The 13,643-nt window shown below is 27.5% G+C and carries 15 protein-coding genes; 12 read left to right on the forward strand and 3 right to left on the reverse strand.

Going from position 1 to position 13,643, the window contains the following annotated elements:
* Window positions 1–20: 20 nt before the first annotated feature.
* The 5 genes from NSA50_RS00570 to lexA all read left to right on the forward strand — a co-directional run bounded on the left by NSA50_RS00570 (window position 21) and on the right by lexA (window position 5,869).
* Entirely contained in the window at window positions 21–878 is an 858-nt protein-coding gene (locus NSA50_RS00570) for an SAM hydrolase/SAM-dependent halogenase family protein (RefSeq protein WP_257442211.1), read from the forward strand.
* Between the two features lie 57 nt (window positions 879–935).
* Window positions 936–1,490 carry an ECF-type riboflavin transporter substrate-binding protein gene (locus NSA50_RS00575; RefSeq protein ID WP_374940957.1) on the forward strand — a complete coding sequence of 185 codons (555 nt, stop codon included), beginning with the start codon at window positions 936–938 and terminating at the stop codon, window positions 1,488–1,490.
* Window positions 1,491–1,624: 134 nt separating this feature from the next.
* Window positions 1,625–3,331, forward strand: coding sequence for an ABC transporter ATP-binding protein (locus NSA50_RS00580; RefSeq protein ID WP_257442213.1), 1,707 nt, complete (start codon window positions 1,625–1,627; stop codon window positions 3,329–3,331).
* On the forward strand, window positions 3,328–4,155 hold the full coding sequence (locus NSA50_RS00585; protein ID WP_195266901.1) for an energy-coupling factor transporter transmembrane component T family protein: 828 nt from the start codon (window positions 3,328–3,330) through the stop codon (window positions 4,153–4,155). Before NSA50_RS00580 ends, NSA50_RS00585 begins: the two co-directional genes overlap by 4 nt.
* A gap of 286 nt (window positions 4,156–4,441) precedes the next feature.
* Window positions 4,442–5,869, forward strand: a complete 1,428-nt coding sequence (gene lexA / locus NSA50_RS00590; RefSeq protein WP_257442215.1) for a transcriptional repressor LexA — start codon at window positions 4,442–4,444, stop codon at window positions 5,867–5,869.
* Here the strand turns inward: lexA and NSA50_RS00595 are convergent.
* Together NSA50_RS00595 and NSA50_RS00600 are read right to left on the reverse strand one after the other, a co-directional pair.
* The gene (locus NSA50_RS00595) at window positions 5,866–6,393 is read right to left on the reverse strand and encodes an MBL fold metallo-hydrolase (protein ID WP_257442217.1); all 528 of its coding nucleotides are present in this window, start codon (window positions 6,391–6,393) and stop codon (window positions 5,866–5,868) included. The two genes, lexA and NSA50_RS00595, sit on opposite strands and share 4 nt — an antisense overlap.
* A 69-nt stretch (window positions 6,394–6,462) precedes the next feature.
* Entirely contained in the window at window positions 6,463–6,738 is a 276-nt protein-coding gene (locus tag NSA50_RS00600) for an MBL fold metallo-hydrolase (RefSeq protein ID WP_257442219.1), read from the reverse strand.
* Between the two features lie 141 nt (window positions 6,739–6,879).
* Between NSA50_RS00600 and NSA50_RS00605 the strand changes: the two genes are divergently transcribed.
* Window positions 6,880–7,086: a hypothetical protein gene (locus NSA50_RS00605; RefSeq protein ID WP_195266898.1), complete on the forward strand. Its 207-nt coding sequence runs from the start codon at window positions 6,880–6,882 to the stop codon at window positions 7,084–7,086.
* Window positions 7,087–7,194: 108 nt separating this feature from the next.
* Window positions 7,195–7,902 (forward strand): DUF3784 domain-containing protein, encoded by a 708-nt coding sequence (locus tag NSA50_RS00610; protein ID WP_195266897.1) that lies wholly within the window; start codon window positions 7,195–7,197, stop codon window positions 7,900–7,902.
* Window positions 7,903–7,918: 16 nt separating this feature from the next.
* Here the strand turns inward: NSA50_RS00610 and NSA50_RS00615 are convergent, their stop codons facing one another.
* Entirely contained in the window at window positions 7,919–8,269 is a 351-nt protein-coding gene (locus NSA50_RS00615) for a DUF1622 domain-containing protein (RefSeq protein WP_195266896.1), read from the reverse strand.
* A gap of 161 nt (window positions 8,270–8,430) precedes the next feature.
* Here NSA50_RS00615 and NSA50_RS00620 point away from each other — a divergent pair, with 161 nt between their 5' ends.
* The 5 genes from NSA50_RS00620 to spoVE all read left to right on the forward strand — a co-directional run bounded on the left by NSA50_RS00620 (window position 8,431) and on the right by spoVE (window position 13,522).
* Window positions 8,431–9,042: a DNA-3-methyladenine glycosylase gene (locus NSA50_RS00620; protein ID WP_195266895.1), complete on the forward strand. Its 612-nt coding sequence runs from the start codon at window positions 8,431–8,433 to the stop codon at window positions 9,040–9,042.
* A 75-nt stretch (window positions 9,043–9,117) separates the two neighbouring features.
* Entirely contained in the window at window positions 9,118–9,498 is a 381-nt protein-coding gene (locus NSA50_RS00625) for a hypothetical protein (protein ID WP_195266894.1), read from the forward strand.
* 44 nt (window positions 9,499–9,542) lie between these two features.
* Complete coding sequence (gene msrB / locus NSA50_RS00630; RefSeq protein ID WP_195428493.1) at window positions 9,543–9,989, forward strand: peptide-methionine (R)-S-oxide reductase MsrB; 447 nt, start codon at window positions 9,543–9,545, stop codon at window positions 9,987–9,989.
* Between the two features lie 133 nt (window positions 9,990–10,122).
* A complete protein-coding gene (locus NSA50_RS00635) occupies window positions 10,123–12,330 on the forward strand; it encodes a stage V sporulation protein D (RefSeq protein ID WP_257442221.1) in 2,208 nt (735 codons plus the stop codon).
* Between the two features lie 19 nt (window positions 12,331–12,349).
* On the forward strand, window positions 12,350–13,522 hold the full coding sequence (spoVE, locus tag NSA50_RS00640) for a stage V sporulation protein E (protein WP_195428489.1): 1,173 nt from the start codon (window positions 12,350–12,352) through the stop codon (window positions 13,520–13,522).
* Window positions 13,523–13,643: the final 121 nt, after the last annotated feature.

Consider the following 13,643-nt stretch of genomic DNA (forward strand, 5'->3'; position numbering starts at 1 on the left):
TTAACTAAGGAGGAATTTTTATGAAAAATGCTTTAGTATTTCAATCAGATTTTGGGATCGGAGATGGCGCAGTTAGTGCGATGTATGGAGTTGCTTATAACGTAGATAATACACTTCAATTATTTGATTTAACACATGAAATACCACAATATAATATTTGGGAGGCTTCATATAGATTAATTCAAACAGTTGTTTATTGGCCAAAAGATACTGTGTTCGTATCTGTAGTTGATCCTGGAGTTGGATCAAATAGAAAGAGTATAGGAGTTAAGACTGCAAGTGGACAATATATAATTACTCCAGATAACGGAACACTTACTCATATAAAAAGGATATGTGGGATAGTGGAGGCTAGAGAAATCGATGAAACTATAAATAGATTACCTAATTCTGGTGCATCTTATACTTTTCATGGAAGAGATATATATGCCTATACAGGAGCAAGACTTGCAGCTGGAGTTATAGATTTTGAACATGTAGGACCAAAAATTCCAGTTGATGAAATAGTAGAATTACCAGTAGTAGAATCTACAAGAGAAAATGATTTAGTAACAGGAACTATAGATGTTTTAGATGTAAGATTTGGTAGCTTATGGACAAATATTGGAAGAGAACTATTTACTAGTTTAGGAATTAGTTATGGTGATAAAGTTGAAGTTTCTATTAGAAATAATACAAGAGAAGTGTATAGAAATATAATGGTTTATGCAAAATCATTTGCAGATGTTCATGTAGGTGAAACTTTAGTTTATGTTAACTCATTAGATAATTTAGCAGTTGCCATAAACCAAGGATCATTCTCGAAAGCTTACAATATACAAACTGGAACTAATTGGATAATATCTATAAGAAAAGCTCCTAGATTTATATATGATTAAAAAATAATTTAAAGAACGAGTATTATAGATTCACAATATATCAAATAAGGAGGAAGTATAATGGAAAATAAACTGTCTATTAAAACAATAGTAGCAATTGGGATAGGGGCAGCTGTATTTATGATATTAGGACGTTTTGGAGCTATTCCATCAGGTATCCCAAATACTAATATAGAAACAAGTTATGCATTTTTAGCATTAATGTCAGTATTATATGGTCCAATTGCTGGAATTGCTATAGGTTTTATAGGTCATGCTTTAAAGGATTTAGTGTTTTTTGGGTCGCCTTGGTTTAGTTGGGTTATAGCCTCAGCTGTTGTTGGTCTTATAATAGGATTATCATGGAAGAAGTTAAAAGTTAACGACGGAGAATTTGATAAAAAAGAAATTATTGTTTTTAATATATATCAAGTAATTGCTAATTTAATTGCATGGCTTTTAGTTGCTCCTACATTAGATATACTTATATATGCAGAGCCAGCTAATAAAGTTTATTTACAAGGAATAGTATCTGCAATTTCTAATTCAATTACAGTTGGAATATTAGGTACTATTTTACTTTATACTTATGCAAAGACTAGAGTTAAAAAAGGAAGTTTAGATAGAGAGTAATATCTAATTAAAATACTGGGGGCTTTAGGTCTCTGGTATTTTTTACTTATATATTACAAACAATATACTATTATTTTTAATCATAAATAACGTTTTCGAGGAACATATAATTTTTATATAAAGGGAGATTTGCTATGAAAAAACCTGTAATTGAGTTCAATAATTTTACATTCCAATACAGAGCTCAAGCAAAGCCAACATTAAATAATATAAATTTAACTATATATGAAGGTGAAAAAGTTCTTATTGTTGGTCCTTCTGGATCAGGTAAGAGTACTATTTCAAGTTGTATAAATGGCCTTATTCCGTTTTCATATAAAGGGGATATTTCAGGAAGTTTAAAGGTTAAAGGCAAAGAAACTAGTAAGATGAGCGTATTTGAATTATCCAATTCAGTTGGTACTGTACTTCAAGATCCAGATAGCCAGTTTATTGGATTAACCGTAGGAGAAGATATTGCTTTTAAGCTAGAAAATGATTGTATTTCTCAAGATGAAATGAAAAAGAAAGTAGAAATTGTTTCTGAAATTGTTGGAATAGATAAGCATTTAGAATCAGCTCCATATAGTTTATCAGGTGGTCAAAAACAACGTGTAACATTAGCAGGAGTTATGGTTGGAGATGTAGACATACTTTTATTTGATGAACCACTTGCAAGTTTAGATCCTGCAACTGGTAAAAGTGCAATTGAATTAATTGACAAAATACAACAAGAAACAAATAAAACTATAGTAATTATAGAGCATAGGTTAGAAGATGTACTACATTGTCCTGTGGATAGAATTATAGTAGTAGATAATGGTGAAATTGCTGCTGATATAACTCCAGAAGAACTTCTAAGTTCAAATATATTATCTGAAACAGGTATACGTGAACCATTATATATTACTGCTTTAAAATATGCAGGTTGTAAAGTTACTCCAGAAATTAATCCACAACATATTGATACATTAAATTTACATACATGTAGTGAAAAACTTAAAAAATGGTATTATGAAACTGTTGAAAAGAGTACTAATGTAAATTCTGAAACTATACTTGAATTAAAAGATATAAAGTTTGGTTATGAAGAAAATAGAGAAATATTAAAAGGAGTTTCTTTTAATATTAGAAAAGGTGAAATGGTTAGTATAGTTGGAAGGAATGGTGCAGGGAAGTCTACTATATCAAAGCTTATATGTGGTTTTTATAAGCCAACAGAAGGACAAATATTGTTTAATGGTAAAAATTTAGTTAACGATACAATTAAAGAGCGTGCAGATAAAATTGGTATTGTTATGCAAAATCCTAATCAAATGATATCTAAAACTATGATTTTTGATGAAGTAGCATTAGGACTTAGAGTTAGAGGAATTAGTGAAAAAGAAATTAAAGAAAGAGTACTTGATACATTAAAAATTTGTGGCTTATATGAGTTTCGTAATTGGCCAATTTCTGCACTTAGCTTCGGGCAAAAGAAGCGTGTAACTATTGCATCTATATTAGTATTAAATCCAGAAGTTATAATCTTAGATGAACCAACAGCTGGGCAAGATTTTAAGCATTATACTGAAATTATGGAATTCTTACAAGAATTAAATAGAAAAGGTGTTACTATAATCATGATAACTCATGATATGCATTTGATGCTTGAGTACACAAATCGAGCAATAGTATTATCTAATGGATTAAAATTAGCAGATGATATGGCAGCTAATGTTCTTACAGATGAGGAAGTGATATCTAAAGCTAATTTAAAAGAGACATCTTTATATGAGTTAGCAATAAAAGCTAAATTAGATAATCCAAGAGATTTTGTTAAAAAGTTTATTGACTATGATAGGAGGATTAGAGGCATATGAGTAAAATGCTTGAATATACAAATTTAAATTCACCTATTCATAAACTGACAGGTGCATCTAAGTTAATTGCTTTGATAATATGGGCATTAGCTTCAATGATTACATATGATACACGTGTACTTATACTTATGTTTATTATAAGCATATTTGTATTTAAAATTTCAAAAGTAGAATTTAAGCAAGTATCATTTGTTCTATATTTCATATTAATATTTTTATTGTTAAATAATTTAGCAATATTTATTTTTTCTCCATATGAAGGTGTTCATATTTATGGGAGTAGAACTGATTTATTTAAAATTGCAGGGCCATATACACTAACATTAGAGCAATTATTTTATCAGTTTAATATAACTTTAAAGTATTTTTCTATAATACCAATGGCATTATTATTTATGGTTGCAACTAATCCAAGTGAATTTGCAGCATCATTAAATAAAATTGGTGTTAGTTATAAGGTTGCTTATTCTGTTGCTATAGCTTTAAGATATATTCCAGATGTTCAACGTGATTATCAAGATATATCATTTGCACAACAAGCTAGAGGAATTGATATGTCTAAAAAGGAGAAATTGACAAAAAGAATTAAAAATTCTGCTTCAATATTGATGCCATTAATTTTTTCAAGTTTAGATAGAATAGATACTATAAGTTCAGCAATGGAGCTAAGGGCTTTTGGGAAAAATAAAAAACGTACTTGGTATAGTGGAAGAAAATTTGAAAAAAGAGATTATATAACAATAGCTATAGTCAGTGCAATATTTATTATAGCTATAGCTGCTACTATACTTAATCATGGACGTTTCTATAATCCTTTTATATAAGCTTTAATAAAATTTCATTTAAATTGCTTCAAAAATATTTTTAGTGATAGATTTAAATAAAGAACCTATAAAATAGACACTTGTAAAGGAGAAAAATTTTATAGGTTCTTTTTTGCACATATGTATTATATTTTGGTATGTAAATAAGTTATTTATACTTAGATTAAATACGTTTATTAATTATATATAATAGTGATTTTTTGATATTGGTAATTTGACATAAAGTATTATAAAATATATTATTAAAATACGGAAAAACATAAGATAGATTTAAGGTGGTGAAAGTATGGAACTTTCGAAAGTTCAAAATAGATTTATAAACCATAAGAGCTCTGGATATCAGTTTTTGAAAGGTAAAGAAGGAACAGGGAAAAGTACTGCATCAATATATAAGGCTATAAATTTAGAAAATAATTATTGTATTTATGAAGAAGATAAAATTTTATTTGTAACATCAAATTATACTAAGACATACGAAGCAAAGGAGCTTTATAAAAAAGAAAGTAAAGAGGATTATTTTTATTCATTATTTTCATTAGAAAAAGATAGATTAAACATAGTAACGCTAGAAGAGATTATTGAAACATATTCAAAAGCTTTCAGAAGAGAAAAGGGACTAGCTATGCAAGTTATAGATAAAGTTAAGGGCATAGAGATATTAAAAGAGTTGGAAAATGAAATATCATTATTTTATAAAAAATCTAAGTTGCTTCAAAAGGCAACAATTGAATTTTTATTAGAAGAAATTTTATGGATTAAAGCAAGTAATTTTTCTAAGGAATACTATCTTGAAGTTGATAGAAAGGGACGAGGAGGAAGAATTAAGAAAGATTCGTATACAAGGGAATCTATCTATAAAATAAAGGACTTATATAATGAAAGTTTAATAAACAAAGGATTTATGGATGAGTATGATCATGTTATATATGCTACTTCATATATAAATAATCATGGTGGAATATATAGTCATGTTATTTTAGATGATATGGAGAAGTTTACTAAAGGGGAAATAGAGTTTATAAAAGCTATTTATAAAAATAAGCCTCATTCTTCATTTATTTTCATATTAAATAGTGAGCTTAACAATAAAAAGAATTCTTGGATGATAAAAGGGAGAAAAGTAAATACCTTAGGAATAGATGTAAAAGGAAAGAGTTTTAACTTTAAAATTAAATATAACGCTAAGAAGAAAAAACAAGTAAACACAGTTGAAAAGTATAAATATATAAACTTAAAAAATAAAGGCGTTGTTGAATTTAATATAGATACAGCTTCAAATAAAAAAGAAGTATTTGAAGAAAATAGTGTTTATTATAATGAAAATGAATTAGAAGATATCCCTATGTTCAATAATATAGCAGCGGGAACACCTATAGAAATGAATGATAATATAGAGGGAAGCTTTTATCTACCTAAATATTGGTTAGAAAGAGGAAAGGATTCATTTATATTAAGAGTAAAGGGTGACTCTATGGTAGAAAAAGATATTTGTGATGGTGATTTAGTTGTTATTAAAAAGCAAGCTACTGCAAATCACAATGAAATAGTAGCTGCAAGCTTAAATGGTGAAGCGACATTAAAAACACTAAACTTAAATGGAGATTCACCAAAATTAATGCCAGCAAATTCTTTATATGCTTCAATTAGTTTAGAAAACAAGGAAGTTAATATACTAGGAGTTGCAATTGGTGTAATAAAACAGGAGATAAACTAGATGTTTATCTCCATTCCATCATAAGCAAAATATATATTATGCTTTTTTAAAGAAGCTTCAAGCCTTAAGTAATCATCGTAGCTCTTACCCCAGTTTTCTTCAAGATGAGTTAGTATAACTTTTTTTAGATTATATTTATTTTTTATTTCTATAATTTCATCAATTGTAAACATTGCACTATATATTTCATTTCCCATTGGAATATATATGTTATTTTTAAAGTATTCGTTTGGAATATATCCACCTAAAATTGCGATATCTGCATTCATAAATATATTTGAATTAGGAAATGGTTTATTATCACAAGGGGCATATATAATTTTTTTATCTAAGTGCTCAAAGACAAATGCTGTTGAAGTACAATTTGATACTATAGGGATAAATGTTATTTTTATATTATCTAAATTAACATAGCCATTGGAAGGTATTTCATTTATACTGCAAAGATTTAGTTTAGAATAATAATCTAAATAAGATCCAAATTTATTTTTTATAGCTTTTATTTCAGAAAAAACGTCATTCAATGCATATATATTAATTGATTTTGAACAATCAATGTTTCTAAAATAATCAAGCCAGTTAAGCCTAAGTTGTTAAATTATTCTCATGCCTAATGTATGATCTGGATCCCAATGAGAATATAGGATATTATCTACATTATCTATAGAATCTCTATTTAATTGATAATTTACATCTTCAGGAGTGTCTATAAGCATATTTAAATTATATAAATAAAGAGAACAGCCTGTTCTTTTATATGGCTCGCCTTTTAATCTTGCTTCAGTACATATATTACAATTACAACAGGCTCTAGGTATAGAAGTACATCCTCCAGAACCTAAAATTTTAAACCTTAAAATATTATTCATGATATCATCTCCTTTTTATAGGATTATACATATTTAAATGACTTGTGTAAATATTTCCCAGGGAAATAAAAGAAATTAACATAATAGTGAGTTATAATGAATACATATTTATAATGAATAAAAATAAATAGGAGGATATTTATGAATTTAGAGTTTATAAATGATCAAAAAAGAAAAATATTAGATAATATAAATTATGCCAAGGAGTCTAGTATAAATAAGGTCTCAGCAATACTTATGTGTAATGATGATGAAGTGCAAAAAGAATTATTAACTTGGCTTGTTATTGAAGGGTATAAAGTATCATTAATAAAAGATGAAGTTAATATTTTAACAATTGAATGGTAAGAAATAGCTAATAATAATATTGACAGTATTATTAAAAGTGTTATAATTAACCATATAAGATGAAGTTATAACTTTGTTTTGTAGAAATATTTAGATTAGAGGCATGTCATGGGATTCATAATATTTATTTCTATTATTTGCATGATATTTATAATATTAGGAATAGCTATTAGTAAGTATAAATGCTACTGGCTAATATCTGGATATAATACACAATCTAAAAAGGAAAAAGAGAGAGTAGATATTGAAAAAGTAGCAAAACATATGGGAAGAATGTGCTACTTAATATCTTTTGTAATATTTGTAGGAGTTATAGTTTCAAATTACTTTGAAATTTCTATACTACCTTTTGTAATTACTTTATTAATTATTATATTTGGATATTTAATATATATTCAAAGATTTGATCATAATAAAAAGAGCAAAGTAGAAATAATAGTAATGGTAGTTATAGGATTTATAGCATTATCTTTTGTAATTATAATTTTTTCATATGGAAATGAACCAAATAATATTATAGTTAAAGATGAAACTATAGTTATAGATGGAATGTATGGAACTACTTTAAAAAGAAAAGATATAAAATCAATAGAGCTTGTAGATAATACTCCAGAAATAGAATTTAAGAGTAATGGATATAGTGATGGTGGTACCATTAAAAAGGGTGATTTTAAGTTGAAGGATGGAGAAGAAGTTAAGCTCTATATCCAAAGTGATAAAGGACCTTACATTAAAATTTCTACTATAAATTTTGATGTATATATAAATTATAAAGATTTATCTTTAACAAAACAGTCATTTAATAATTTAAAATAGCAAAGATAGAGAAGTTTTATTTGGCTTCTCTATCTTTTTTGTTTTTAGAAGGATTTTCAGATTTCATTTCCCAATGAATGATTAATGTTAAGAATCCTCTTAATAAAGTTATTGAGCCTAGAATTATTAGTTCGCTCATATTTCTAATAATAACTGTTTTTAATATTTCTGCTGCTAGTTTAAACTCAAGTGCAGTAGCCATAGAGTTAGCATATTCCCATTTTAGTGGATAAGGTTTTTTAGTTATTAATGTATATAGATAATGATAAAAGGCTTTAATAGAACTAATACATATAACCAAAATTCCTATTAATTCTAAAATATTTACTAAAGTGGGGATAATTGATTTTATAAAATTTTCTAACATATAAATCTCCTGATTAATAGTTTTTTATAATATTTATTATGTCTATTTATAAAAAAAACATAAGTAATAATTATGAAATATTTAAGGAATAAATATAGTAGTATAATAAATAATAAAGTTATAGAAATAATGAAATTATAAATTTAAATTGGAGATTTATTATGATAATTGAAAAAGAGTTTTATAACCAGGGAGCTATTGAAGTTGCAAAAAGTATTTTAGGTCATTACTTAGTAAGAGAAGTGAATGGAATAAAGGTTAGAACGAAAATAGTGGAAACAGAAAGTTACATAGGAGCTACTGATAAAGCATGCCATGCTTATAATTATAAAAGAACTGAACGTACGAAGCCTTTATACGAGGAAGGCGGAATAGCATATGTTTACTTTATTTATGGGTTATATCATTGTTTTAATATAGTGACCAATATTAAAGATGAACCAGAAGCAGTTTTAATAAGAGCTGTAGAACCCATTGATAATTTTGAGTATTTATCTAATATTAGATTTAACAAAAATTATAATGAGTTAACTAATGCACAAAAAAAGAATTTAACTAATGGTCCATCTAAGTTATGTTCGGCTTTAAGTATAACAAGGGAGGATAATTATAAAAAACTATATATAGATAGTGGATTATACTTAGAATATAATTATGAAAAGAATATAGAAATTGTAGAAACTACTAGAATAGGTATAGATTATGCTGAAGAAGCTAAAGATTTTAAATGGCGGTTCTATATTAAAAATAATCCTTATGTTTCGAAAAAATAAATTGGATTTAGTCTATGAATATTTATAAAAAATAGAACAAAACTATTAGTGAATATAAATTAAGGAGGAATTAGTATGAAATTTAAAAAATCAATATTAGCACTTTGTTCACTAATTATTTTTTCAGGAATTTTAATTGGAGCAACCCCTGAAAAAGGAATGTCAACCAAAAGCCCTGTTGTTATAGGAGAAGTAACAGAAGTAAAAAAATCAGAGGATGGAAATTCAACTATGATAACTGTACAAGGGTACATGAAAGGAAAAGAAGTTAGTAAAATAACAGTTGTTGGAATTATAGATAATGAAACGAAAGTTATGAATTCAGCAAATGATAAAAAAGAAAATATAGTAATTGAAAATGGAGATTTAGTATATATGAGAGTAAGCGAAGCTATGACTAAATCAAATCCACCACAAACTGTTATAAAAAGAATATTTATTACTAAGAATAAATAGAAATTTTACATAAATGGCTTTATAATATAAATGGAGGATGAAATATGGAAAAATTAAATAAAGATGAATTAAAAAATAGATTAACAGAACTTCAATATAGAGTTACTCAAGAAAATGGAACTGAACCACCTTTTATGAATGAATATAATAATCATTTTGAAGAAGGTATTTACGTAGATATAGTTTCCTTAGAGCCATTATTTATTTCAACAGACAAATTTAATTCTGGTTGTGGCTGGCCAGCTTTTTCAAAACCTATAGATAGAAAGTTAATTTCCGAAAAAGTAGATAAAAGCCATGGAATGATTAGAACTGAGGTAAGAAGTAAAAATTCAGATTCGCATCTTGGGCATGTGTTTTGTGATGGGCCAGAGGAGTTAGGTGGACTTAGATATTGCATTAACTCTGCAGCCTTAAAGTTTATACCTAGAAAAGAAATGAAAGAAAAAGGCTATGGGAAATATTTAGCTTTATTTGAAGATAATAAGTAAAGGTGGGAATCCACTTTTACTTTTTATTTAGTTTAATTCATAGGGAATAATTTACAGAATGAATATCTTTTTGATATAATTAATTGGACAACCTATGAATAGTAATCTTTAAATAGCACCATGGGGGAGAAGAATGAATAATAAAAGAAAAACTAATAAAAGAAAAACCAATAAATTTAAAAAAATTTATTCAAGAGAAAGAGCTTTATATAGTAGCATAAGTATTTGTTTAATATTCTTATTTTTAATAGGAAGATTAACTTATATAATGATTTATAAAAATAAAGAATATAAACATATGGCTCAAAGTCAATGGAATTCACAAGTTTCTGTGGAGGCTAAAAGAGGAGATATAAAAGATAGAAATGGTTCTATACTTGCAACATCTATTGATGTTTATAGGGTAGATTTAGATTTAGATGCAATAAAAATACATTTACAAGACGAGGGGACAACTATAGATAAAGTTGCACAAGAATTAGCAAATGCTTCAGGAATACCTTTTAATGAAGTTAAAGATAAACTAAACACTGTAGGTGAAGATGGAACTCAAATAAGGAATAGTACACTTGTTACAGGAATAGAAAAAGAAGTTGCAGATAAAATTAAAGCATTAAATATATATGGAGTTGTTATTTCTATTAATCCAAAGAGATATTATCCTAATAATAACTTTTTATCACATGTATTAGGAAGTGTGAATTCCGATAATACAGGATTAAATGGAGTAGAATTACAATATGATTCAGAATTAACAGGAATAGCTGGTTATAAAATAGCAGAAGTTGATGGTTCATTAAAGGAATTACCATTCCAAACAGTAAAATATACAAGTCCAATTGACGGTAAAGATGTTATGTTAACAATAGATGAAAATATTCAATTAATGGCTGAAAGAGCAGCTCAAAAGGCTTACGAAGAAAATAAAGCAAAAGAAGTATCAATTATAGTTATGAATCCTAATAATGGCGAAATTTTAGCAATGGTAAATAAGCCTGACTTTAATCCTAATGATCCATACGATGAATATGAGAATTTTGAAGGAGAAAATGATTTTGAAAAGCTACAAAATATGTTTAGAAATAGTTCTATAAGTAACACGTTTGAGCCAGGATCTACCTTTAAGAATATTACTATGGTAGCAGCTATAGAAGAAGGCGTTGCGCATGAAAATGATACATTTTATTGTGATGGTGGAGTAAAATTTGGATCTACAACTATTAAATGTTGGAATACAGCAGGGCATGGAACTCAAACATTACCACAAATACTACAAAATTCTTGTAATGTAGGTTTTATGGAATTAGGATCTAGGTTAGGTAGTGCAAAATTAAAAGAGTATATAGATAAATTTGGCTTTGGAAAGTTGACTAAAATAGATCTTCAAGGAGAATCAGAAGGAATTATAAAATCAGTAAGTGATATGAGCGAAATGGATTTAGCCACTATTGCGTTTGGACAAACTAATACTGTAAATAGCATTCAACTTATGAGAGCTTTCAATGCTATAGCTAATGGAGGAAAGTTAATTCAACCACATATTATGAAAGAAGTTACACATGAATCTGATAATGGAACAAAAGTAATAGATGAACAATTTAAACCTGCAGTTGAAGAAAATGTAATTTCAGAAGAAACAACAGCTGTACTAAGAGATTATCTTGAAAGAACTATAAATCAAGGACAAGAAATTGGAAGCTTTATGGGTAAAGAGAGAAGAGTAGGAGCTAAAACTGGGACAGCACAAAAAGTTGATCCTATATTGGGAGGATATTCAGCTGACAAGTACATTGCATCAGTGGTTGCTTTATATCCTGTTGAAAATCCTCAAGTAACAATATTTATAAAGGTTGAAGACCCAAGTGCAGGTCAATACTATGGGGGACCTGTTACAACTCCAGTATTAAAATCATTATTGTCAGAAATGTTTACTTACATGGATTCACAAGTTTATACTGAAAGATATACAGAAAAAAAGAAAGTAGTTGTTCCTGAGTTAAGAGGAAAATCAGTTGACGAAGCAAAAAGTATATTAGAAGCAAATAATTTAAATATAACTTTAGAGGAAGAAGGATCTAAAGTTACTAGTATGGAACCTTATCCAGGTTCATTAGTTGAAGAAAATTCAATTATAAGTGTTAATTTATCTGATCCTAAAAATGATGCAAATAAGTTAATAATGCCAAATCTCGAAGGCAAGACCTTAGAAGAGGCAACAAATATTTTAAATAAGCTTCAAATTACATTTAAAGCAAATGGTACAGGTATAGTAGATAGTCAAGATGTTATTGCTGGTAAACTTATTGAAAAGGGAACAAAAGTTAAATTAGATTTGAAATAATAGGATAGTAGGAGATAATATGGATAATGTAAGAAAGTTAGATATAAAGGGGAGAAATAAAAAGAAAAAACCTTCAATAAAAAGAAAAAAAATAAAAATGAAAAATATAGATTACAGTTTGTTATGTGCTATAGTAGTATTGCTTTTCATAGGTATAGTTATGGTATATTCATCAAGTTCATATTATGCTTTGTATCAGGATAAAGTATTCAATTCAGAATTTTATTTTACTAAAGAAATACTTTGGACGGTTGTAGGAGTGGTAGGTATGATAGTTACTATGTCTATAGATTATCATATTTATAAAAAATGGACTCCTTGGTTAGTTATAATAACGATAGGTCTTTTAGTAGTTGTTTTATTTGTTGGGGCAGATATTAATGGAGCAAGAAGATGGATTAGATTAGGGGGATTATCATTACAGCCATCAGAGTTAGCTAAATATGTTGTAGTATTATACTTAGCGTTACTAATTGATAAAAGAAGAGGTAAAATTAAAGAATTTAAAGCAGGAACATTATATTATTTAGCTATAGCAGCCGTATTTGCAGGATTAATAATTTTAGAGAAAAACTTAAGTATTACTGCAATTGTTATGATGGTTGCATTCATAATGATATTAGTTGGTGGAGCTAAAATAAGCCATTTGTTATCACTTATTCCAATGGGGTTAGCGGCGGGTCTTGGGTTGATTGTTATGGAGCCTTATAGACTGCAAAGACTTACTAGCTTTTTAAATCCATGGGCAGATCCAACAGGAGATAGTTATCAACTTATACAATCACTTTATGCATTAGGTTCAGGAGGTTTTTTTGGAGTTGGACTTGGGAATTCAAGACAAAAGGCATTATTTATGCCAGAACCGCACAATGATTTTATATTTGCAATAATAGGAGAAGAACTTGGTCTTATAGGATGTGTAGCTATAATTTCAATATTTATATTTATAGTTATTAAAGGTACTTCTGTTGCAGTTAAGGCGAGAGATAATTATGGATATCTATTAGCTATAGGAATAATATCAGTAATTGCTATACAAGCAGTAATAAATATTGCAGTTGTAACAGGTTCAATGCCAGTAACGGGTGTTCCAATGCCGTTAATAAGTTATGGAGGGACTTCTCTTGTGTTTAATTTATCTGCAATAGGCATATTACTGAATATTTCAAGACAAAGTAAGGAAGAGATTTAAAAGCACTATTATAGTGCTTTTTCTTTTAATAAAATTATTTAAATATATATTACAACTTATAAAATAACTTATATTATGTTAAAATAATATAGAATAAATAGTAAAATATTTACAATGGGTA

This window comes from Clostridium mucosae (assembly GCF_024622765.1).
Lineage (GTDB): Bacteria > Bacillota > Clostridia > Clostridiales > Clostridiaceae > Clostridium.